This window comes from Halalkalicoccus sp. CG83 (genome assembly GCF_037081715.1).
Taxonomy (GTDB): Archaea; Halobacteriota; Halobacteria; order Halobacteriales; family Halalkalicoccaceae; genus Halalkalicoccus; species Halalkalicoccus ordinarius.
In genome coordinates this window covers 1,338,919-1,361,230 of record NZ_JAZDDH010000001.1, presented here as the reverse complement: position 1 = coordinate 1,361,230, position 22,312 = coordinate 1,338,919, and the positions used below count along the sequence as shown (strand labels likewise).

The window sequence follows — 22,312 nt, the reverse complement described above, 5'->3', positions numbered from 1 at the left end:
ATGACCGCGAAACGACACGACATCACTGCCGCCGACGAGGACGAGGAGTCCGAGGAGTACGACCACGAGGTCGATCACCCCCCCGACGCCGACGTCTCGCCCACGGTAACGGTCGCCACCGCCCTCGCCGCGGTGCTCGAGGAGTCGCCGATGGAGCTGTCACCGCCGATCGAGTCGGTCGTGGATACGGATGCGCTGTGCGAACACGTCGAGGAGAGCGCGGACCTCGGCGACCGGCTGACGTTCGAGTACCGTGAGTGTACCGTGTACGTCCATGCCGACGGCCGGATCGGCATCGAGATCGAGGAGCTGCCAGATCCGAGTCGAAGCGTCCCCGATAAGATCCGCCGGCTGGTCGAGGACCGGTACATCCCCGGCACGGGTACGGAGCAGGACCAGCGCCGCCAGTCGATCCTCGCCTCGTATCGGTACCTCCGCGACCGCGGGAGCGCTCGACGGAGCGACTTCATCCAGGCGATCTACCCGCGCTATCCCGGCGCGTACGACATTCCCCACGGCGGCTGGTGGGAGACTGTCGTGAAGCCGGGGTTGGGTGCGTGTCCCGACGTCGCGAAGGGCAACTCGATGTGGTACTACGTCGGCAACTAGGGTTCGACGACGACCTTTCCGAGGAAGCTCTCTTCCATCACCGCCCGCTGGGCCTCGTCCGCGTCCTCGAGCCCGTAGCTCCGGTCGATGGCGATGGAGAGGTCGCCGCTCGCGAGCAGTCGAGCGATCCGTTCGAGCACCGTCGCGAGGTCGGGCGTGTTGAACATGCTCATCAGGTGTAGGTCGATCTCCTTCCCCCGGGCGGCCGGGACGTTCTCCCAGCCCGCCGCCGACTGCGTGTTGCCGATGCCGACGACGCGCGCGCCCTGGACGGCCACGCTCGCGTCGAAATCGAGGTACTCGTCGAGGCGATGGTCGAGGATCATCGTGGGTTCGTACTCGGCGACTCGTTCCTCGAGGTCGTCGGCGGCGTAGTCGAAGACCGCGTCCGCACCGAGATCGGCGAGGTCGTCGTGGTAGTCGGGCGAGGCCGTCGTGAGCACCTCCGCGCTCGTCGCCGCGGCCAGCCCGACGGCGGCGTGGCCCACCCCGCCGGAGCCGCCGTGGATCAGACAGGTCTCGGCCGGTTCGAGACCGGCGTGGTCGATCAGCGCACGCCAGGCCGTCACGGAGACGAGCGCAGCGGCGGCGCCCGTATCGAACGCGACGTTCTCGGGTAGGTGGGCGACCCGATCGGTCGGGACGGCCACGTACTCCGCGTAGGTGCCCTGGTGGTCTCGCCCGAGGCCGGTGGCGAAGACGCGATCGCCCTCCTCGAAGCCGGGCGTGCCCTCGCCGGCGGCCTCGACGACGCCCGCGACGTCCGAGCCGGACGTCATCGGGAGTTCGTAGGGCTCGTACGACCCCTCGCGGAAGTAGGTGTCGACGGGGTTGACGCTCGCGGCCTCGACTCGAACGAGTAGCTCGTGGCCGCCGGGATCGGGGCGGTCGATCTCCTCGACGCCGAGCACCTCGGGTCCACCGTAGTCGTGGTAGCGTACTGCGCGCATGTCGGGGGGTCACGCCGAGGAGACAAAGGGCTACCCTTCCCGGCATTCATCGGGGAGACCGGCGCTACCGAAAACCGGCGGCGAGGAGAGGCTTCTACGGACGTACCGGGTGCGGGATTCGTGTCTCGGAGAACGGCCCCCTGGTTCGGCTGTACCGTCTCCGTAGCCGTTTTCCGGCCATCCATTCCACTCGTGTATATGGTCGATCTTTCCCGGACGCTGCAACTGGGCAAGCAGATCGGCACTGAGTTCTCCGAGAAGAACGTCACCCTCATCGCGGCGGGGATCGCGTACAACGCGTTCATCTCGCTCGCGCCGATCTTGCTCGTCCTTCTGTTGGCCGTTTCGCTCGCTGGTGGAGGACTCGAACAGCGGATCGTCGAGGTCGCACGGACCGCACTACCCGGTCCCATCGCCGGAATCGTCGTCGAGATCTTTCAGGGAGAATCCGCCGTCTCCGGCGCATCGGTCGTCGGCCTCGTCGTCCTGGTTTGGGGCGCGCTGAAGATCTTTCGTAGCCTCGACACCGCCTTCTCGGAGATCTACGAGACCACGGCGGACAACTCCTTTCTCGATCAGGTGGTCGACGCGCTGGTCGTGCTCGTAGCGATCGTCATCGCGATCGTCGGGACGGTGGGGGTCACTGCCGTTTTCGCGATGCTCGAGGACACGATTCCGTTCATCGGTCTCCTCACGCCGGTCGTGCTCGTCGGCGGACTGGTTCTCGCCTTCTTCCCGATGTACTACCGCTTTCCGGACACGGACCTCCACTGGAGACACGTGCTTCCGGGCGTCGTGGTCGCGGCGGTCGGGTGGGCGGCGTTCCAATCGCTGTTTCAGGTCTACCTCGCAGCGACGGGTGGTGGCTCGGAGAACTTCTTCGGCGGCGTCATCGTCATCGTCACCTGGTTGTACTTCTCCGGGCTGATCCTCCTCCTCGGAGCGATAATCAACGCGGTGCTCGGCGGATACGCGTCGGGCGATCCGGGGGGTGTCGGACGAGGAGCGGCCGAGTCGGCGACGACCCGCGAGACCGGTGACGAAACGACGTACGAGGAGACGCTGACCCGCGAGGAGTCAGCCGAGTTCCTCGAAGCGCTTCGAGAGGACCTCGCCGGTCGCTACGAAGGCATGCGTCCAACGGGTAGCGAGAAGGGTGCCGACCGGCGTCCGCAGCCCGATGGCGACATCGAAGTGATCGAACGGACGACGTCCGACGGTGAGGGACGGGAATGGACGATCTCGCTGCGCTGGCGGACTCCCGTCGACGAGTCGGCCGGCCGACTCGACTCCGCGGACGATTGAGAGGTGAACGAAACCGTCGTGCTGCCGTACTTCGTCTCCTCGTCCGTATCGTCGACTGGCGAACGCAGTCGGTGACTGCCGTGCAGACGTTGCACGGACGGCGGGGACTGCCGAATCGTCGATAGGTGGTTATCTGATCCTCGCCATCGTATCTCGTTCGGGGTGGAGCCCATGGCAATCGAGACATCAGAAGACGAACCGAAGTACGAGACGCTTACACGAGGGATCCACGGCGAGGTACTCCTGCCCGGGGACGACGGCTACGACGAGGCTCGCTCGATCTGGAACGGGATGATCGACCGGAACCCGGCCGTCATCGTCCGTCCTACCGGGGCAGCAGACGTGATGAGCGCGGTCGGGTTCGCCCGTGGACACCACCTCCCGCTCGCGGTCAAGGGAGGCGGGCACAACGTCGCCGGGAACGCCGTCCGTGACGACGGTCTGCTGATCGACCTCGCTCTCATGAACTCGGTCCGGGTCGACCCGGCGGCTCGAACCGCCCGCGTCGGCCCCGGTGCGACGATGGCAGACCTCGACCACGAAACGCAGGCGTTCGGCCTCGCCACGCCCGGCGGCGTCGTCTCGACGACCGGGGTCGCCGGACTCACGCTGGGGGGTGGGATGGGCTGGCTCAGTCGCGAGTACGGTCTCGCGATCGACAACCTCCGGTCGGTCGACCTCGTCACCGCCGAGGGCGAGTCGGTGCACGCGAGCGAGGACGAGAACCCCGACCTGTTCTGGGCGATCCGCGGCGGAAGCGGTAACTTCGGCGTCGTCACGTTGTTCGAGTTCGCCCTCCACGAAGTCGGCCCCGAGGTGCTCTTCGGGCCGATAGTCCACCCGTACGAGGACGCGCCCGACGTGCTCGCGCGCTACCGGGAGTTCGCCGAAGACGCGCCGCGGGAGTGCTGCGTGTGGGTGAACAGCGTGCCGGCGCCGCCGCTTCCGTTCCTCCCCGAGGAGATCCACGGAACCACGGTGCTGGTGCTCGTCGCGTGCTACGCCGGCGATCTCGAGACGGGCGAGACGGTGCTCGAACCGCTGCGCGAGTACGGCGATCCGATCGCCGACGCCGTCGCGCCGACGCCCTACGTCGACGCCCAGCGCATGCTCGACGATCTCTACGGCGCGGGTGCTCGAAACTACTGGAAGGCGGCCAACTTCACGGCGCTCTCCGAGCGGACGATCGACACCATGGTCGAATACGCCGAACGCCTCCCGACGCCGTACTCCGAGATCCTCGTCCACCAGGTCGGAGGCGCCGTCAACGACGTCGCGTCGGACGCGACCGCGTACCCGCATCGGGACGCCGAGTTCGTCGTGACCGTCGCCGCGCGCTGGGAGGAGCCGACCGAGGACGACGAGTGCGTCGCGTGGGTGCGAGAGTGCCACGACGCGCTCGCCCGAGAGGGGACCGGCGGGACGTACGTGAACTTCGAGGGTGATCGCGAGGGTCGCGAGCGAAACGCCTACGGCGAGAACTACGATCGACTCGCCGAGGTGAAAGCCGAGTACGATCCGGAGAACGTCTTCCGAACGACCCAGAACGTGAAGCCGGCGGTCTAAGGGGAAACGCTCGGACGGGTACTGCGGTGCCGTGTGCATCCGTTCTCCGCGTTCGTCACGCGAGTTCCCGTGGCTCCGTACTCGCCGTCCGATCCGGCGAACGTCGACGAACGGGTAGACGTCTCAGTCGGTCAGCCCGTAACCCCGCGCGAACATGGCGACGTCGACGGCGACGACGAGGAGCGTGAGTCCCGTCAGCACGGCCAGCGCGGCGTTCGGGTCGACGTCGGAGTAGCCCAGAAAACCGTAACGGACGCCGTTGACCATGTAGACCATCGGGTTCAGCAGCGAGAGGGTACGCCAGAGCGGCGGCAGGATCTCGAGCGAGTAGAAGACGCCGCCGAAGAACACCAGCGGCCGGAGGATGAACTGGTTCATCACCGTGAGGTGATCGAAGTCGTCGGCCACGAGCCCGCCGACCACGCCCAGCGCGGCGAACAGCAGCGTGACCACGAGCATGAACGCGACGAGGTAGAACGGCTGTTCGACGCCGACCGGCGTGAAGAACGCGCCGATGACGGCGATGATGACCCCGACGATGACTCCTCTAGAGGCGCTCGAGAGGACGTACGCGAGCACCATCTCGGAGTAGGAGAGCGGCGAGGTGAGCGTCTCGTGGATGTACTCGTTCCAGCGACCGTGGAAGATCGAAAAGGAGGCGTTCTCGAAGGCGTTCGAGATCGCGCCCAGCACGACGAGCCCCGGGAGGAGAAAGAGGATGTAGGAGTAGCCCTGGATCTCGTCGATGCGCGTCCCGAGGATCACGCCGAACACCGAGAAGTAGAGCACGTTCGTGATCATCGGCGGGAGGAAGGTGTTCCACGGCCGGCGGACGTAGCGCTGGAACTCGCGTTTGAGCAGCGCGTAGAACGAGGTGGAGATCGGGTTCGCGAACACGCTACCGTGCCTCCCCGGCGAGGGGGGCGGCCTCCTCGCTCGCCCCGTCGTTTCCGTCTCTGTCCTCGGTGAGTTCGACGAACACCTCCTCGAGCGAGGTGCGCGAGATCTCGATGTCGAGGATCTCGTGACCCCGTGCCTCGAGCGCGTTCAGCAGTCGAGGAGCCGTCCGACCGCCGCGGTTCGCGCGAGCGATCAGCCGACTCCCCTCCATGGTCACCCCCTCGACGTCCTCGACGTCGAGCGGCGGGGCCGTCGCCGGCGGATCGCTGAGCTCGACGCTGATGGTGTCGCTTCCCCGATCCATCAGTTCGTCCGGCGTGGCGACCGTCACCTTTCGGCCGCCGTCCATGATCGCGACCCGGTCACAGAGGCGTTCGGCCTCCTCGATGTAGTGGGTGGTGAGCAGGATCGTCGTCCCCTCGTCGTTCAGCCGGTTGATGATCTCCCAGAGGTCGTGGCGCAGCTGGACGTCGACGCCGGCGGTCGGCTCGTCCAGGATGAGCAGGTCGGGCTCGGTCACGATCGCTCGCGCGAGCAGAAGCCGCCGTTTCATCCCGCCCGAGAGCCAGTCGAAGCGGGTGTGGCGCTTGTCGTAGATCCCCACGAGCGAGAGCGCCTCGTCCGCGCGTCGACCGGCCTCCTCCTCGCTCACGCCGTGGTAGCCCGCCTTGTGCATCAGCACCTCGCGGATGGGAAAGAACCGGTCGACGTTGAACTCCTGGGGTGCGAGGCCGATGCTGTCGCGCACCGCGCGGTAGTCGTCCTCGACGTCGTCCCCGAAGACCGTCACCTCGCCGCCGGTCTTCCGAACCAGCCCGACCAGCGTGTTGATGAACGTGGTCTTGCCCGCGCCGTTGGGCCCCAGAAGGCCGAAGAACTCGCCGGCCTCGACCGAGAGCGAGAGCCCGTCCAACGCCCGGACGTCGTCGTACTCCTTTACGAGATCGGTCGCGTCGATCGCCAGCGTCATTGCCGGATCGTAGCGGCTCTGGGGATAAAGCGAGCCGGAATCCGGTCGATAAGGACGAGGACTGAAACCGGTAGAATGGTCCGGAGTCCCTCATTTGGTGACGAGGAGGTCCTCGATGGCGAGGACGTCGAGTCCCATGCCGAAGAAGTCCTTCAGCGCCTCCGTGGGCGTGTTCACGATCGGCTCGCCGTGATCGTTGAACGAGGTGTTGAGCACGATCGGGACGCCGGTGAGTTCCTCGAACTCGCGCAGCAGTCGGTAGTACCGGGGGTTCTGGTCCTCCCGAACCGTCTGCGGACGGGTCGTGTCGTCCGCGGGGTGGAGCACTGCCGGGATCTCGTCGCGTTTCTCGGGGACGGCGTCGAACGTCCGGATCATGAACGGCGCCTCCTCGCCGTCGACGAGGTACTCGTCGGCCGCCTCCTCGATCACCGACGGGGCGAACGGCCGCCACCCCTCGCGGTGTTTCACGTACTCGTTGACGCGGTCGCGCGATTCGACCGAGCGGGGGTCCGCGAGAATGCTTCGGTTGCCGAGCGCGCGCGGTCCCATCTCGAGGCGACCCTGGAACCACCCGACGAGCGCCCCGTCCGCGAGACGTTCCGCGACCGTCCGTTCGAGGTTTTCGGGTTCGGTGTACTCGAGCTTGTTCGCCTCCAATCGTTCCTTGATCGATGCCGTGTCGTACTCCGGTCCCCAATAGACGGTGGACATCCGATCGACGGTACTCGGACGCTGATCGATCCAGCCGCCGCCGAGCGCCAGTCCGGCGTCGTGTGCTACGGGCTGGATGAACGTCTCCTCGACCGTGGAGAGGCCCGTTATCCGCTGGTTCAGCTTGGAGTTGAGTATGACCCCGCCGGCCAGACCGACGTGTCCCGTTTCGATCTCCCGACAGTAGGTCTCGACCAGTTCGCAGATCGATTCCTCGAGGAGCTTCTGTGCCGTATGTGCGAGGTTCTTCTCCCACTGATCGAACGTGTCGGGATCGTCCTTTCGCGGGCGGTCGAACAGCTCCTCGAGCCGTCGGACGCCGTAGTCCGTCCCCCACCGGTGGGTCAGATCGGTCACGTCGTAATCGACGCCGGTATCGATCACGCTCCGGAGGGCCGACTCGATCCGGGGGTCGTCCTCGCCGTACGGGGCCAGCCCCATGACCTTCCCCTCGCCGTTGAACATCCGGTAACCGAGATATTCGGTCACGATCGCGTAGAACAGCCCCCAGCTGTTGGGATGCTCGTAGGTTCGAACCCGTCTGAAGCCCTCTTCGGTCGCGTGCCAGACGACGGTCGAATCGTACTCCCCCTTGGCGTCGATCGTGAAGACGGCGGCCTCGTCGAACCCCGACGGGTGAAACGCGCTGGCCATGTGACAGGCGTGGTGTTCGCGGTGATCGATCGGCGGAAGCGGCGTCCCGATCTCCTCGAGTTGCGATTTCACCCGTCGAAGCGGGAAGTACCGCGCGACGAGCTGATCCTCGGCGACTCTCCGTAGATGATTCAGCTTCGCCGCGGCGCCGTCGATCGATAGCGCGTCACGGACGTAGTACGAAAGGAGCTTGGAGCGCAACTGCGGATCGTACGGCAGTACGATTCTGTCGATGTCGGGGAGTTCCAGGCCCCGAGAGTCGAGACACGCTTCGATCGCCTGACGCGGAAATGTATGGGGCGCGTGTTTATCCCGCGTAAGTCGTTCCTCTTCGATCCCGAAGACGAGCACACCGTCCTCGAAGAGGGCGGCCGCAGGGTCGTGTTGCCCGTAGAGTCCGACGGCCGGTTTAAACGAGAGAACGTGAGCGGGCATGGTCGTTCGTCGACCCAATCCGACGTAGAGGTTCCGATAGCTGAAAGATTCGACTACTAGTACGATGGAGCCGCCGTACGACCCGGTAATGGAGCCCGCTGGATCGGCCGATCGGATTCGAACGATCCCTTCCGACGCCCGTTCGAACCCTGCATCGACGTCCGATGACTCGCCGCGGAAGGTCCGGCCGTCACGACGAGAGCACGCGATTCTACTCGAGATAACCCAGATCGGCGAGTCGATCCTCGACGTCCTCGCCGGCGGCCGCCGCACCCTCGCCGACCTCGTGTTCGGGATAGGACATCTCCTCGGTCGGCGGGACGATATCGAGGGGCTCGCCGTCCATCCGATCGCTTCGCGGCACGCCGAGCGCCGAGAGGACCGTCGGCGCGACGTCCAGCAGGTGCGCGCCCGCGAGGTCGGCATCGGCGTCGACCCCGGGGCCGGTGGCCGTGACGATCCCGTAGAGCTTGTGGTTCCACGGCTCGGCGGGCGGGGCGAACAGCTCGTCGCGAACCTGCGCGGAGAGGAAGTAGTTCCAGTCGTTGGGGATCGTCATTACGTCGACCGCGCGATCGACCTTCGGCCCCTCGAAGTACTCCTCGACGCGCGCGACGTCCTCGAAGACGGGCTCGCCGCTCGGCGCCTCGACGCCCTCGAGTAGCTCGATCAGCTCGTCACGGACCGACTCGTACTCGCTCCGTGGAACCTTCCCCTCCGGGTCGCGACCCTCGAGGTTGATCCGGACGCCCGTCTCGACGCGAGAACGCATGTACGCCGCCGATTCGGCGAAGTCGACCTGCTCGTCGGAGGCCTTTACGATCCCCGCGGGGGCGTGCTCCTTCGCGAGTTCGTCGAGGCCGACGCTCTCGAGGACTCGTCCGATCCGCCGGGTCGTGATGCCGAACTGCGCCGCCGTGGCGACCACGCGTTCGAGCGTCGTCACCTCGCGCTCGGTCGTCTCCTCGCCCTTCCTGAGCGACTGCTCGCGGATCGTCTGCCAGGAGGGCATCCCGGCGCCGCCGCGCGTGGTCTCGACGTAGCCGTGCTCGCGGAGGAAGGTGTTGAGTCGGAACTCCTCGCCCTCGTACTTCCCGAGGCCGTGATCGCTGACCAACAGGGCGACGTCCGGATCCGTCGCCTCCAGGATCCGATCGACCTCCCGGTCGACGGCCTCGTAGATCTCGGCAACCAGTTCCTCCTCGTAGCCGTACTGGTGGAAGACGGTGTCGGTGACCTGGAACTGGACGAAGCCGAAGTCGGGCTCGAAGCGCTCGGCGAGGTAGAGGAAGGCGTCGCTTCGCATCCCCACCGAGTCGACGTACTCCTCGAAGGCCTCCTCGTCGCCGCCCGGCGTCGGGTAGACGGTGTACTCGCCGATCGCCTCGCGGATCTCCTCGAGGATCCCCTCGGGGTGACAGGGCGGGTTCTCGGGCGCCGTGAACCCGGGGACGACGGCACCGTTGACCTCGTCGGGCGGGTAGGTCATCGGGACGTTGACCACGACGCTCTCGAGCCCGTGGTGGTCGAGCAGCTCCCACATCGAGTGTTCGCCGACGGCGCTCGCGTTCGCGACCCCCCAGTCGTAGCCGTCGTACTGCAGGAAGTCGAAGACGCCGTGCTTGCCGGGGTTCGTCCCCGTATAGAGCGAGGGCCACGCGCTCGCGGTCCACGGCGGGACCTGGGACTCGAGTTCGTCGCTGGGGTTCCCCTCCCAGATCGACTGGAGGGTCGGCACCCGGTCCTCCTCGAAGAGGGGCTCGAGTATCGGCAGACAGCACGCGTCGATACCGATGAGCAACACGTCGACGTCTCCCCCGGGGTCCTCTGTCATCGTCACCACCTTCCGCTTGGAGGAGGATCAGCTTTATTATAAGCTCGGACGACGGCGGTCGATCCACGTTGGACGGGGATAGCGCCGGCGCAAGCGCCCAACGAGCGGACGCGACGCGTCGCGTGGACGTACACAGGACTTCTCGTGTCACGAGTTTGTTATCTCGCCGGCTGCGGGAGCCGCGCTCCGTTCGGGACTCGACACGTAGTCGGGGCGTCATCTCTAACTCCTCGGGCGACCTACTCAGGGCCATGGGAGACGACAGCGTCGCACTCGACGACGTCGATCGCGGCGTGCTCCACCTCCTCCAGGTGGACGCCCGCAATGCGACCGCCGAGGAGATGGCAGAACGGGTCGGCGTCTCGGCCAGCACGGTTCGCAACCGCATCTCGAAGCTCGAAGAGGGCGGCGTCATTCAGGGGTATCGACCGATCCTCGACTACGAGCGGGCGAACCTCCCGCTTCGCGTGCTGTTCATCTGTACGGTCAGGGCCCGGGAGCGCGCGGAGATGGCACAGAAGGTGATGAACGTGAAGGGCGTCATCACCGTCAAGGAGATGATCACCAGCGTCGAGAACCTCCACGTCGAGGCCGTCGGGACGGACACGACCGACCTCGTCCGGATCACCGACGCGCTCCAGGACATGGAGCTCGAGATCAGGAGCTCGGAGCTGCTGAAGGGGGAGCGCGTCCAGCCGTTCAACTTCCACCTCGGCCAGTCCCTGGACGAGGAATGATCTGTGGAATGCACAATTTATAGAGGAAATGTTGCTAATATCGGCGTTCTCATCTGTGGATACGGGACTCATATCGGCAATCAGCTGTTGAATACACAACGTTCCGGACGACGGATGGAAAAGTTATAAGGATGACATTCCTGTACTCGAAGGTGGGCAAAGAAAGCAAGGGGAGGTGGATGAGCTCGCTCATGGTCGCTTTGCCCGGCGGTGGGGTGTAGCCCGACCGTCCTCGACGTCCGAGCGCCGGTCACGCGGTCGTGCTGTCAGAGGCACCCGGTCGCGCTCGGACGTCGTTTTCTTCGAGGCGGACGTTCCTTTGTAGCGGGCCGGTTTCGCGGCCGGCGGCACAACGCACACGACGCGCCGGCCGCGAGACACGAACCGTCATCCACTCCATCGGGTCCCACCCGGCCGGTTCCGGTACTACTAACTCCGCGCCGGCAGGAGTTCCGTTCGAGCCAACCATGAAGCTTCACGAGTACCAGGCGAAGTCGGTGTTCGCCGACGCCGGAATGCCGACTCCGGCGTCGGAGCTCGCCGAGAGCGCGGACGAAGTGGTGTCGGCGGCGGAGTCGATCGGCTATCCGGTCGCCGTCAAGGCGCAGGTCCAGGTGGGCGGGCGCGGCAAGGCCGGCGGCATCCTGCTGGCCGACGACGAGGAGGAAGCCCGCGAGGCGGCCGACTCGATTCTGGGGATGGACCTCAAGGGCTACACCGTCGAGCGCGTGCTCGTCGAGGAGGCCGTCGACTTCACCGACGAGCTCTACGTCGGCGTGACGATGGATCGCGGCGCCGGCCGGCCGGTGGCGATGGTCTCGCGCAAGGGCGGCGTGAACATCGAGGAGGTCGCCGAGGAGGACCCCGACGCGATCGCCCGCGAGCACGTCGACCCCGCCTTCGGCCTGCATCCCTACCAGGCGCGTCGCGCGATCTACGACGCCGGGATCGACCGCGAGATCGCGAGCGACGTCTCGAGCGTGCTGACCACGCTGTACGACCTCTGGGACGAGAAGGACGCCTCAGACGCCGAGATCAACCCGCTGATGGTCACGGACGACGGCGAGGTCATCGCCGCCGACGCGGTGATGAACATCGACGAGGACGCGCTGTTCCGCCAGCCCGATCTCGCGGAGATGGAGGAGGAGTCCTACACCGACGACCTCGAGCGAAAGGCCGGCGAGTACGGCTTCGACTACGTCCGCCTCGAGGGCAACGTCGGCATCATCGGCAACGGCGCCGGCCTGGTGATGACGACGCTCGATCTGGTCGATCACTACGGCGGCGAGCCCGCGAACTTCCTCGACGTCGGCGGCGGCGCAAAGGCCGAACGCATCACGAACGCGCTCGACATGGTGTTCTCCGACGAGAACGTCGAGAGCGTCGTGTTCAACATCTTCGGCGGCATCACTCGGGGGGACGAGGTCGCGAAGGGGATCAACGACGCGCTCTCGGAGCTCGACGAGATCCCGAAGCCGGTCGTCGTCCGCCTCGCGGGGACGAACGCCGAGGAGGGGATGGAGATCCTGAACGCCGATCTGGTACAGGTCGAGGAGACCCTCGAGGAAGCGGTCCAGCGTGCGGTCGAGAACGCACAGGAGGTCCAACAATGAGCGTACTAGTCGACGAGGACACGCGCGTGGTCGTACAGGGCATCACCGGCGGCGAGGGGAAGTTCCACGCCGAACAGATGATGGAGTACGGAACCAACGTCGTCGCGGGCGCGGTGCCCAACCGCGGCGGCCAGGAGGTCGCGGGCGTCCCCGTCTACGACACCGTGAGCCGAGCCGTCGAGGAGGAGGACGCCGATGCCTCGGTGATCTTCGTCCCGCCGGCGTTCGCCGCCGACGCCATCTTCGAGGCGCTCGACTCCGAACTCGACCTGGCGGTGGCGATCACGGAGGGCGTCCCGACCCAGGACATGAGCAAGGTGTACAAGCGCCTCTCGGAGGTCGACACCCACCTGGTCGGCCCGAACTGCCCCGGCGTCATCACGCCGGGCGAAGCCAAGTTGGGAATCCTGCCGGGCAACATCTTCTCGGCCGGCAACGTGGGGCTGGTCTCCCGATCCGGCACGCTGACCTACCAGGTCGTCGACAACCTCACCAACCGCGGGCTGGGTCAGTCGACCGCCATCGGCATCGGCGGCGACCCGATCATCGGTACCTCCTTCATCGACGCCCTGGAGCTGTTCGAGGACGACCCCGAGACCGACGCGGTCGTGATGTGCGGCGAGATCGGCGGCGAGGACGAGGAGCAGGCCGCCGAGTACATCGCCCAGCACATGGACACGCCGGTCGCGGGCTTCATCGCGGGGCGGACCGCCCCGCCCGGAAAGCGCATGGGCCACGCCGGTGCGATCGTCTCGGGCTCCGGCACCGGCACCGCCGAGAGCAAGATCCAGGCGCTCAACGACGCGGGCGTCCGGGTCGGCGACACTCCCGAGGAGGTCGCAAACGACGTCGAAGAGCTGCTGTAAGCCGGCTCAGACGCGCTTCCTTCCGTTCTCGTTTCGTTCGAGCAGCCGCTCGACGTCGCGTTCGAGCTCCCGGGCGTACTCGAGACGCAGGTCGCACGCCTCGTCCCGGTCGATCGACGATCGGCCGTCGATTCGGGCTGAGATCGGTCGGTACGACCCCACGTCGAAGCCCATCCGACCGAGATACGAACGGAGCTCCTTCGATTCGAGGCCGTCGTGGATCGCCCGATCGACGTACTCCCAGACCTGATCGAACTCCGGGAGCGTGATCCGGTCGTCGCTCACCCCGCCGTGCTCGCCCTCGATGCGGACGTTTCGGTGGGGGAGCGTCTCTATCAGCGCGTTCATCTCGCCCGCGAGTCGAAGGATCTCGCTCGGCAGCGCCGCGTCGGGGGATCGCCACTCGACGGTGGGAAACTCCTTTCGAAGCCGGACGGGCGTCCAGACGACGTCGTCTGGCGAGAAGTTCGCCTCGACGTCTCGCCGGTCGACGCCGCTCTCGATCGCCGCCTCCACGAAGTCCTCGAATCGGTGTTCGAGCCGTTCGTTCCACTCCGAGACGCTCTCGACGTAGTCCCAGAGCTGGCCGTGCTTCGGGAACTGCTCGTAGCACTTCTTCCGGTAGGCGTACGCACGCGCGCCGGCGGCGACGCGCTTGCCCCGGAAGTACGGCGAGGAGTTGAGCAGGGCCAGCGCCGGATCGAGCGCGATCAGCGCGTTCAGCTGTTCGGTGGCGTCCCGCTGTTCGAAGTGGACGTGCGTGCCCGCACAGTGTTTCGCGTACTCGAAGTCCTCGCCGAGGACGCGCCGTTGAATCCGGCTTCGCTCGTCACGGAGACGGCGGATCGAGCCGCCGTCGATCGGGGTTCCGAGCGGCACTAGTCCCTTTCCCAGATCGCCCGCCACCGATAGTGCGTCGTCCAGCCGCTCCACGAACTCCGTCCGGAGCTCCGACGTCGTCTCACAGGGCGTGGTCTTCAGTTCGAAGAGCGGTTCGACGAACTCCTCAACCCGCTGCTCGGAGCCCTCCACCAGTTTCCCGGGTTCGACGAGCTCGCCCTCCCGGTCGATCACCCAGTACTCCACCTCGATGCTCTTCTTCATTGGTGCGTCCACGGACCCGTGATCCATCCGTTTTCGTCGAACGTCATCGACGATCATAGCGGCTGTTCGGTTAAAACGTTCCGCACCGGATCGGATTCCGGGCAAGAGAACGAGAGCGCCAGATCCACGCTCGCCCGGCAGCGACCGAGGTGGACGGCCGTCGTTCGTCGACCGGTCCGACTCAGGCGAGCGCGTCGGCGAGCCCCTTTGGATCGTCCACCTCGACGTCGGGCCGGTGGGGCCAGCCGCCGTAGGGGTTGTCGTGACGGTTCACGAACGCACCGCGCATCCCGACTGCCTTCGCGCCGACGATGTCGAACGTGTGCGCCGAGACGAACGCCACCTCGTGGGGTGCGACGTCGAACCGCTCGCAGACCAGCCGATAGGGCGCGGGGTGGGGTTTGTACGCGCCGGCCTCGGCGACCGAGACGGTGCCGTCGAGTTCGGTCTCGAACGACGACGAAACGGCCGCGAGCATGTCCGGATCGCCGTTCGAGAGCCCGACCAGGGCGTACTCCTCGCCCAGCCGCGAGAGCGCGGGTTCGACGTCCGGATACGGCTCGAGGGTCCGCCAGGCCTCGAGGACGCCCCGAACCCGATCGTCGTCGACCGGTGCGCCGGCCTGTTCGAGCCGGTAGACGAACGCCCGGCGGCTGATCTCCTTGAACGGGGTGTGGGGGCCGTCGATCAACGAATCGATCATCGAGTCGCGAAAGTGCATCGCGAGGTATCGGCGAAGGAAGACGACCGGGTCGCCGTCGTGGCCGACGGCGTCGAAGTAGCCATCGATCGCGGGAACCAACTTCGACTCGCGGTCGAGCAGCGTGTCGTAGAGGTCGAACGCGAGCACCCGCAGCTCGCTCCGGAGCGTCTCGGTAGTGGTGATCGGTTGCACGGTCCGAGGGGAGCGGGGGAGGGCAATAACGCTGGCGGCGAGTGTGGCGTCCGATCGGGACCGGATCGCGAACGAGCGCCCGTCGGCGAGGATCCCAGCCGTGACCGCGACGTGAAGCGAAGGTCGCGCAGACGGTCCGATACAGTTAGCGTCCCGCACGGTGGAGGGAGACCATGAACTGGGACCTGATCGAGACCGTGACCGTCGACTCCTACTCGACGCTGGTGGACGTCGATTCGCAGGCGGCCGCCCTCGAGGAGTTCGTCGACGACCTCGAGGATCCGGCCGCCGTCTCACGGCTCTGGCGCAACCAGTACATCCTCTACTCGGTGGTGGCGAACGACATCGAGGCGTATCGGCCGTTCGACGAACTGATCGACCTCGGGCTCCGGTACGCGCTCGAGTCCCACGGTCACGACGTCGAAAGCGAGGTCCGCGAGCGGATCCGACGGACGGTCTACGAGGAACGGCTCGCCGTCTTCGAGGACGTCCCTCCCGGCATCCGGCGGATCGTCGAGGCGGGCTACGACGTCTACGTCGTCTCGAACGGAAGCCCGGCGATGCTCGAGCACCTCGTCGAGGCTGCGGAACTCGAGGGGGTCGTCTCGGGGGTCGTCAGCGCCGACGAGGTCCGGACGTACAAGCCCGACCGCGAGATCTATCGCCACGCCGCCGCGCGGGCCGGCACGCCGATCGATCGGATCCTCCACGTCTCGGGCGGGACGATGCGCGACGTCTGGGGCGCGAAACACGCGGGTATGCACAGCTGTTGGCTCGCGCGCCCCGAGAAGTCCCCGCCCCGCGAGCACCTCGGTGTCGACCCCGACCTGGAGGTCGAGAGCTTCCTCGATCTGGCCGATCGAATCGACTGACCGACTGAGTCGACCCGGTGATCCGGCCGCGGTCGAGGGTACCGTAGCGGGGCGACTCTACGCGGATTGGCGTCGGATGACGACGGAAACGGATGGGCGTCACTCGATCGACGCCAGTTCCTCGAGCGCGATCGTCCGGCTCTCGACGGCCTCCTCGGTTCGTTCCTTGAACCCGCTGCCGGTCGCGATCAGCACGACCCGCTCGTTCGACTCGATCTCGTCGCGTTCGACGAGACGTTCGAGACCGGCGTAGGCGACCGCCGAGGAGCTCTCGATGGCGAAGCCGCCCTCGCGGGCCAGCCGTCGCCGGGCGGCTCGGGTCTCCTCGTCGGGAACCGAGACCGCCCCGCCACCGGTCTCGCGGAGCGCGGCGAGCGCCCGGGTCCCGCTCGGTGGGTCCGCGTTGGCGATCGAGTAGGCGATCGTCTCGCCGGCGTCGATCGGCGAGACCCGCTCGTCGCCGGCCTCGAACGCCCGTACGATCGGATCGCAGGCGGCCGCCTGGACGGCATACAGCCGCGGCGGTCGGTCGATCAGTCCAGCGGTACGAAGCTCGTGAAGCGCCTTCCGGATCGCGCTCAGCTGTCCGCCGCTCGAGACGGGCAGGACGATCGCCTCGGGCGTCCCGGGGGCGAACGCCTCGCAGATCTCGAGGGCGACCGTCTTCTGGCCAGCCACCCTGAGCGGCGTATCCGAGTTGACGAACTCGATTCCTTCGAGCGCGAGCGACTCCTCGTAGAGCCGGCCGTAATCGCCCTCGATCCGGACGATCTCGGGGCCGTAGCGGGCGACGTTCTTGAGGCGCTCCTCGGGGATGTCCGCGGGAACGCAGACCGTACACCGGAGTCCGGAGCCGGCGGCGGTCGCGGCGGTGCTCATCGCCATGTTCCCGTGCGAGACCGTCCCGATCCGCTCGCGGCCCGCGGCGACGGCGTACGCGACGCCGACCGCGCTGCCCCGGTCCTTGAAGCTCCCCGTCGGGTTCTCTCCCTCGTCCTTGACGAAGAGACGAGCACCGCCGACGTCGAGCCGGGGCGACCGGACCAGCGGCGTCCCGCCGGCGGCCGCGCCGACGCCCGAGGGGGGATCGACGGGCAGCAGGTCGGCGTAGCGCCACATCCCCGGATCGCGTCGGTCGGGCCACTCGAACTCCTCCGAATGCGTCTCGAACCAGAGGGGCTCGCCACACACACAGCGCTTTCGCTCCTCGAGGCTGGCGGTCGCGTCGCAGGCGTGACAGCGGAGACGGGTCGGAAGCATGAGTGTGGAGGAATCGACGGCTCGGCGGCTCAGAGGTAGGCGGCGTCCCACCGGGTCGGCTTGCGGGTGTTACCACACTCGTTACAGACGACCCGTCCCGAGGCGTCCATCGCGTTGTCGAAGCTCTCGCAGACCGAACAGAACCAGCCGTAGCGTCGCTCTAGGTCCTCGTCGAGGTAGGAGACGTGAAACGCTCCTTTCGACCCGACCGACGCCTCCTTGTAGGCGACGTAGAGCGTCTGGCCGTCCTCGTCCTCGTGGGGTTCGACCGCGCGACGGTACTGCTCGCCCTCGGGGACGTCGACCCAGACGTTCTCGACGAACTCGTCGCCGGCGATCTCCTGGGTGTGCGTGTAGGCCGACTCGAACCCACGGCGCTCGTAGAACTCGTTTCCGGTCTCGTTCTTCGCGAACACGAACCCCTTGAACCGGTCGAGCCCCTCCTCGTCCTCGAAGTGCTCGCGGACGTGGTCGTAGAGCCGCGAGCCGTAGCCCTCACCGCGGTGGTCCGGGTCGACGTGCAGCCAGTGGATCTCGCCGACGCGCTCAGGGAACTCGACGAGGTGACACTGGGCGAACGCGACGACCTCGTCGTCGACCTCGAGCACCGGGATGAAGACGTCGTCGGCCTCGTCCGAGATGAGCTCCTCGAGACGTCCCTCGCCGTACCACTGCTCGACCGCGTCGTCGATCGTTTCGTCCTCCAGAAAGTGCGCGTAGGACGTCTGGAGCGAGCGGTGGGCAATCCCTTTCAGTACGTCGGCATCCGCCGTCGTCGCCTCACGAATCTCCATGCCCGACAGTGTGACGCATCACCACTAAACTATTGCCACATCCATATCGGCGTTCGTTCGGATCCCCGACACTCGTCCGGATCGACGAGCGCCGGGGTCGAACGGCGGTTCGAAGAACGCTTATGCGGACCCGGCGTCTGTGCCCGGCATGATCGAAGACCGCCTCGGGTTCGAGGTCGAACGGATGTCGCCGGTCGTCCCCGTCGCCACCGCGCTCCTGATCGCGCTGTTCGTCGTTGGACTCCTCTATCGACTCGTCGGCCTGGTACTCTGATCGACCGCCCTTCGCGAGCGGGGATGATGACGGTACGGAATCAGTGCCGCGTACCGTCGAAGGAGCCGCGAACTTCGGGTGGGCGAGCGTACCACCGTCGTCGAGCGGAACGGCGACCACGACCGACGCGTACCCGGCATCGTCGGACGGGCGCCGAGCGACGTAGCAAGCGCCTAACAAAGACGCGGCGATTCGTACTCGCGATCATGTCACAGACCAGACGTGACGACCCGCTCGGTCGCGCTGCCCCCCAACTCGACGACCTCCCCGCCGTCAAGTCGGTGGAGATCCACCGGGACGTCGAGGTCGTGCCGTATCTGGAGGTGGTCATCGAGGCGGCACGTCTCCCGCCGTCGGCCTGCGGCGTGCTCGCCCGGGAAGGACTGGGAGTCAGCGGGATCCGACGGCAGGACGCTCAGCACGTCGTCGCGGTCGTACACTAAACGGTTGCAGAGCCCTGCAAAGCTTAAAGCGATTCCATCCTGTTTGATCAGGGAACAACGCTTTTTTCAAGTATCTGAATGGTGGTCGAATTGATCGGGACAGTCGAATCATATAGATCACCAGCTTAGCGTTCAGACTTGAGCTACTGGAGTCGTACTTCTACTTTCGCCCCTTGCCGCTGCAGAAGGTAGAAAAGACTTGGAATACACTTATTTGTCTTTAAGTGATCCTATTCTCTTGAAATTACGACGGGTCAAACCGTCAAATAAGCCGTTGGACCGCTATCGTATTCATAGTTTGATATAGATAACACCACATCTTCAAAGCCTTTCATAATTATCAGGACCTATGGTGAGTCTGAGCCCAGAATCAGGGATCCAATTGGCAAATCTAATTGTGAGCTCAATTCTAACAGTAGCGTTAGTCTATTTATATAAAAAACAATCAGAGAGTATCGCTAACCAGACGGTCATAGCAGAAAAACAAACGAATATTATGGAGAAACAGAATAATCTAGTAGAATTACAACAAAATCCGCACGATGAGGTTTTATATTGGAATATCCATGAAAATGAGATTGAGTTATCGATTAGTAATATAGGGAAAGGGACTGCCTCAGAGTTGAGTATTAATCTTGTTTTTATCTTCTCCGATTCTAAGGATCCAGATGACGAGGTACTGCCTCCGTTTAGTGGAAATATCTGGACTGATTCTAAGTATGAAACTAAGGGAACGGACATGGAACGCCTTGATTGGGAAACCAGCGGAGTAAAGAGATCTATTAAACCCTCTGAAACTGACGTGAATATGACTGCTGATCCCTTCAAAATCTCAGGACTGGGGGAGACAGATTGGCCAACAGAATCGAAACAAGAATTCTCAAAGACTACTAATAAAAGAAGTATTGGTTATGAACTACGACTAGTGTATGAAACTCCCACCCGTCGAGTTCAAGAAATAACTCTCTTCAGAGCTGCGGTCCCAATTGAAAACCAGACGACCCTCGAGGACCTATTGCTTATAATTGAAGGAGGGATTTGGCAGATGCCAGATAGGGGGATACCTTCTCCTGATAATCAAATTCTACCTTGATAGGTTTTCTGTTACTATTGACACCCCGAATTTTCAACCAGTCCTAACGCCAAATCGCTAACAAATGTTCTCGCAGTTGGCCCCGCTTTTTGAGCCGTATGCTCTATAAAACATAGCGAGATCTGTGGTTTCCCAGCGTACGTAGAAGGGATAAAACGAGGTGAATTTAAACTACGAGTAGTTCTCTTGTCCTTTCCTAACAGATTTACGCCTCGCGGAAGTGTTCGGCGCAAAAATCAGTGGATCGGGGCGGATTTGAACCGTAGTCACTCCGCTTCGCTTCGCTTCGTTCCTTGGTTCAGACCGCCGTTTGTTCACCGCGAACGAACGAAGTGAGTGAGCGGTAGAACGGCTCGACCGACGGGAGAGCCGTTCGTTTTTGGTCCAGCTTTTGCTAGCGACTGAGCGAAGCGAAGGAGCGCAGCAAAAGGTGGGTTGGGGCGGATTTGAACCGCCGGCTTCCTCCGTGTGAAGGAGGTATCATAACCGGACTAGATCACCAACCCGCGGCCTGAATTTCCCCCGTCGCGGACTTAAACGTTACCTCTCGAACGCGAACGCCGACGTGCGACCCCCGCCGATCACACGAGTAGTTTGATAACACGTCTCTCACATTCGGAGATATGGATCGGCGGCTACACGGAGCGACGCTCTGGACGAACCGAACCGCATCGAACGGGGAGGACGCGTGAACGAACTCCAGTCGGTCGCGCTCGAGGAGGAGCCGGCGGACCTCGTGGTGAGGGGCGGGCGGGTGCTGTCCCCCGAGACCGGGCAGTTTCGCTCGCGCGACGTCGCGGTCGTGAACAACCGGGTCGCGGCGCTCCCCGAGAGCGCGGAGGCGGTAACGGGCCCGGAGACGGAGGTGATCAACGCCGACGACCACGCCGTCGTTCCGGGGTTCGTCGACGCCCACACCCACCTCGACCTCCTCCAGAGCTACGAGACCGTCTATCACCGCTCGCTGGAGGGCGGGACGACCGCCGTCGTCACGGAGTGTTCCGCGTTCGGCGCCTTCGGCGCGGCCGGCGTCGAGGAGCTGCTCGCCGCGACTGCCTACCTACCGGTCACCGTCCGCGTGACGATCCCGCCGACGCCCCTGTTCGATACGTTCGAGCCGCCGCGTGCGGCGGGCGAGGAGGCGGATCGACTCGTCGAGCTCCTGGATGACGATCGGGTGGTCGGCGTCGGCGAGTCGGGCTGGATCCACGCCGTGGGGCACGACACCCCCGCGGAGGCGCTCTACGACCGTGCTCGCGATCTCGGGAAGCCGGTGACGGGCCACGGTGCCGGCTGTCGCGGCGCGAAGCTCGCGGCGTTCGCCTCGATCGTCGACAACGATCACGAGGCCATCAGCGCCGACGGGGTCGTCGACCGTGCGGAGAACGGGATCCACGTCGTCGGACGCTACGGCTCGGTCCGTGACGACGTCGACGCGCTCGCGGAGGCGTACGACCGGATCGGCGACCTCGACTGCTCGCTCTCGACCGACGGGATGTGGCCCCGCGACATCGTTCGCGAGGGTCACATGGATGCCGTCGTCCGGCGGGCGATCGAGGCGGGGATCGAACCCGCCGACGCCATCCGAATGGTGACGTTCGAGCCGGCACGCCAGTTCGGACTCGCCGACCGCGGGTCGCTCGCTCCCGGAAACGTCGCCGACGTCGTGCTCCTCTCCGACGTCGAGGACGTTACGGTACGAACCGTGATCAGCGGCGGCGAGGTCGTCGTCCGGAACGGTTCGGCGACCGTCGGACCGCGACACCGCGAGTACCCCGACCGGTTCTACGACGCCGCCGAGGTCCGGACGGATCCCGAGCGCTTCGTCGTTCCCGATTCCGAAGGACCGGTGCGCGCGATCCGTTACGAGGGCGGCCTGCTCTCGAGCGAGACGACGGTCGAGCCCCCTCGCGACGACGGCGGGCTTCGAGCCGATCCGGAGCGCGACGTCCTCAAGGCGGCGCTGCTCGATCGCCACCCCGACGCGTCCGCCGGCGCGAACGAGGACGGCTTCACCGGCTTTCTCGTCGGCTTCGGGCTCGGGGGCGGCGCCGCGGCCACCTCCCTTACCTGGGAGCGGGCGGGCGTGCTCGTCGTCGGCACCGAGGAGGGGGCGATGGCCCGCGCCGCCGAACGCGTGCGCGAACTCGGTGGCGGCTGGGTCGTGGTCGACGGGGGAGGCGAGGTCACGGCCGAGCTTCCGCTTCGGATCGGGGCGACCTGCTCGGATCTCGACGTCGAGGAGACCGCGACGCTTCTCGGCGCCGTCGAACGCGCGCTACGGGCACGGGGTGCCGACGTCGATCGGCCGCTGCTCGCGCTCCAGACGCTGAGCTTCACCGGCGTGCCGACGCTCAAGCTCTCCTTCTCGGGCTACGCGGACGTGCTGAACCGGAAGCTTGTGGGTCTCGATCCCGGGTAAGG

The 22,312-nt window shown here is 65.4% G+C and carries 20 protein-coding genes and 1 tRNA gene; 11 read left to right on the top strand and 10 right to left on the bottom strand.

Translation table 11 applies throughout. The annotated features are described in order from the left end of the window. The gene (locus tag V0Z78_RS07010) at window positions 1–609 is read left to right on the top strand and encodes a HalOD1 output domain-containing protein (protein WP_336343917.1); all 609 of its coding nucleotides are present in this window, start codon (window positions 1–3) and stop codon (window positions 607–609) included. On the opposite strand, the gene V0Z78_RS07005 is transcribed toward V0Z78_RS07010, so the two are convergent. After that, window positions 606–1,559, bottom strand: coding sequence for an NADPH:quinone reductase (locus V0Z78_RS07005; RefSeq protein WP_336343916.1), 954 nt, complete (start codon window positions 1,557–1,559; stop codon window positions 606–608). The genes V0Z78_RS07010 and V0Z78_RS07005 overlap by 4 nt on opposite strands. A 198-nt stretch (window positions 1,560–1,757) precedes the next feature. Here V0Z78_RS07005 and V0Z78_RS07000 point away from each other — a divergent pair, with 198 nt between their 5' ends. Then, complete coding sequence (locus V0Z78_RS07000) at window positions 1,758–2,864, top strand: YihY/virulence factor BrkB family protein (RefSeq protein ID WP_336343915.1); 1,107 nt, start codon at window positions 1,758–1,760, stop codon at window positions 2,862–2,864. A 171-nt stretch (window positions 2,865–3,035) separates the two neighbouring features. Then, a complete protein-coding gene (locus V0Z78_RS06995; protein ID WP_336343914.1) occupies window positions 3,036–4,430 on the top strand; it encodes an FAD-binding oxidoreductase in 1,395 nt (464 codons plus the stop codon). Between the two features lie 123 nt (window positions 4,431–4,553). On the opposite strand, the gene V0Z78_RS06990 is transcribed toward V0Z78_RS06995, so the two are convergent. From V0Z78_RS06990 to V0Z78_RS06975, 4 genes are all read right to left on the bottom strand, one after another. Beyond that, window positions 4,554–5,327 carry an ABC transporter permease gene (locus V0Z78_RS06990; RefSeq protein ID WP_336343913.1) on the bottom strand — a complete coding sequence of 258 codons (774 nt, stop codon included), beginning with the start codon at window positions 5,325–5,327 and terminating at the stop codon, window positions 4,554–4,556. 1 nt (window position 5,328) lies between these two features. Further along, window positions 5,329–6,300: an ABC transporter ATP-binding protein gene (locus V0Z78_RS06985; protein ID WP_336343912.1), complete on the bottom strand. Its 972-nt coding sequence runs from the start codon at window positions 6,298–6,300 to the stop codon at window positions 5,329–5,331. 90 nt (window positions 6,301–6,390) lie between these two features. After that, entirely contained in the window at window positions 6,391–8,103 is a 1,713-nt protein-coding gene (locus tag V0Z78_RS06980; RefSeq protein WP_336343911.1) for a carbamoyltransferase family protein, read from the bottom strand. 211 nt (window positions 8,104–8,314) lie between these two features. Beyond that, entirely contained in the window at window positions 8,315–9,937 is a 1,623-nt protein-coding gene (locus V0Z78_RS06975; protein ID WP_336343910.1) for an alkaline phosphatase family protein, read from the bottom strand. Window positions 9,938–10,188: 251 nt separating this feature from the next. Between V0Z78_RS06975 and V0Z78_RS06970 the strand changes: the two genes are divergently transcribed. The 3 genes from V0Z78_RS06970 (at window position 10,189) to sucD (ending at window position 13,153) form a co-directional block, all read left to right on the top strand. Continuing rightward, entirely contained in the window at window positions 10,189–10,674 is a 486-nt protein-coding gene (locus tag V0Z78_RS06970; protein WP_336343909.1) for an Lrp/AsnC family transcriptional regulator, read from the top strand. Window positions 10,675–11,141: 467 nt separating this feature from the next. Beyond that, window positions 11,142–12,287, top strand: a complete 1,146-nt coding sequence (sucC, locus tag V0Z78_RS06965) for an ADP-forming succinate--CoA ligase subunit beta (protein ID WP_336343908.1) — start codon at window positions 11,142–11,144, stop codon at window positions 12,285–12,287. Continuing rightward, the gene (gene sucD / locus V0Z78_RS06960; protein ID WP_336343907.1) at window positions 12,284–13,153 is read left to right on the top strand and encodes a succinate--CoA ligase subunit alpha; all 870 of its coding nucleotides are present in this window, start codon (window positions 12,284–12,286) and stop codon (window positions 13,151–13,153) included. The genes sucC and sucD overlap by 4 nt, the downstream gene beginning before the upstream one ends. 6 nt (window positions 13,154–13,159) lie before the next feature. On the opposite strand, the gene V0Z78_RS06955 is transcribed toward sucD, so the two are convergent. Together V0Z78_RS06955 and V0Z78_RS06950 are read right to left on the bottom strand one after the other, a co-directional pair. Then, window positions 13,160–14,257, bottom strand: a complete 1,098-nt coding sequence (locus V0Z78_RS06955; RefSeq protein ID WP_336343906.1) for a glutamate-cysteine ligase family protein — start codon at window positions 14,255–14,257, stop codon at window positions 13,160–13,162. A 181-nt stretch (window positions 14,258–14,438) separates the two neighbouring features. Then, window positions 14,439–15,152, bottom strand: a complete 714-nt coding sequence (locus V0Z78_RS06950) for a haloacid dehalogenase type II (protein ID WP_336343905.1) — start codon at window positions 15,150–15,152, stop codon at window positions 14,439–14,441. A 173-nt stretch (window positions 15,153–15,325) separates the two neighbouring features. Here V0Z78_RS06950 and V0Z78_RS06945 point away from each other — a divergent pair, with 173 nt between their 5' ends. Then, complete coding sequence (locus V0Z78_RS06945) at window positions 15,326–16,024, top strand: haloacid dehalogenase type II (RefSeq protein ID WP_336343904.1); 699 nt, start codon at window positions 15,326–15,328, stop codon at window positions 16,022–16,024. Window positions 16,025–16,123: 99 nt separating this feature from the next. Here the strand turns inward: V0Z78_RS06945 and thrC are convergent, their stop codons facing one another. Together thrC and V0Z78_RS06935 are read right to left on the bottom strand one after the other, a co-directional pair. Next, the gene (gene thrC, locus V0Z78_RS06940; protein ID WP_336343903.1) at window positions 16,124–17,284 is read right to left on the bottom strand and encodes a threonine synthase; all 1,161 of its coding nucleotides are present in this window, start codon (window positions 17,282–17,284) and stop codon (window positions 16,124–16,126) included. A 29-nt stretch (window positions 17,285–17,313) separates the two neighbouring features. Then, window positions 17,314–18,078: a GNAT family N-acetyltransferase gene (locus V0Z78_RS06935; RefSeq protein ID WP_336343902.1), complete on the bottom strand. Its 765-nt coding sequence runs from the start codon at window positions 18,076–18,078 to the stop codon at window positions 17,314–17,316. A 148-nt stretch (window positions 18,079–18,226) separates the two neighbouring features. Here V0Z78_RS06935 and V0Z78_RS06930 point away from each other — a divergent pair, with 148 nt between their 5' ends. From V0Z78_RS06930 to V0Z78_RS06920, 3 genes are all read left to right on the top strand, one after another. Next, complete coding sequence (locus V0Z78_RS06930) at window positions 18,227–18,352, top strand: hypothetical protein (protein ID WP_336343901.1); 126 nt, start codon at window positions 18,227–18,229, stop codon at window positions 18,350–18,352. Window positions 18,353–18,558: 206 nt separating this feature from the next. Further along, window positions 18,559–18,795 carry a hypothetical protein gene (locus V0Z78_RS06925; RefSeq protein ID WP_336343900.1) on the top strand — a complete coding sequence of 79 codons (237 nt, stop codon included), beginning with the start codon at window positions 18,559–18,561 and terminating at the stop codon, window positions 18,793–18,795. Between the two features lie 349 nt (window positions 18,796–19,144). After that, window positions 19,145–19,888: a hypothetical protein gene (locus V0Z78_RS06920; RefSeq protein WP_336343899.1), complete on the top strand. Its 744-nt coding sequence runs from the start codon at window positions 19,145–19,147 to the stop codon at window positions 19,886–19,888. Between the two features lie 431 nt (window positions 19,889–20,319). On the opposite strand, the gene V0Z78_RS06915 is transcribed toward V0Z78_RS06920, so the two are convergent. Beyond that, a tRNA-Val gene (locus V0Z78_RS06915) sits at window positions 20,320–20,394 on the bottom strand. A gap of 182 nt (window positions 20,395–20,576) precedes the next feature. Between V0Z78_RS06915 and V0Z78_RS06910 the strand changes: the two genes are divergently transcribed. Next, the gene (locus V0Z78_RS06910) at window positions 20,577–22,310 is read left to right on the top strand and encodes an adenine deaminase C-terminal domain-containing protein (RefSeq protein ID WP_336343898.1); all 1,734 of its coding nucleotides are present in this window, start codon (window positions 20,577–20,579) and stop codon (window positions 22,308–22,310) included. The last annotated feature ends 2 nt before the right edge of the window (window positions 22,311–22,312 follow it).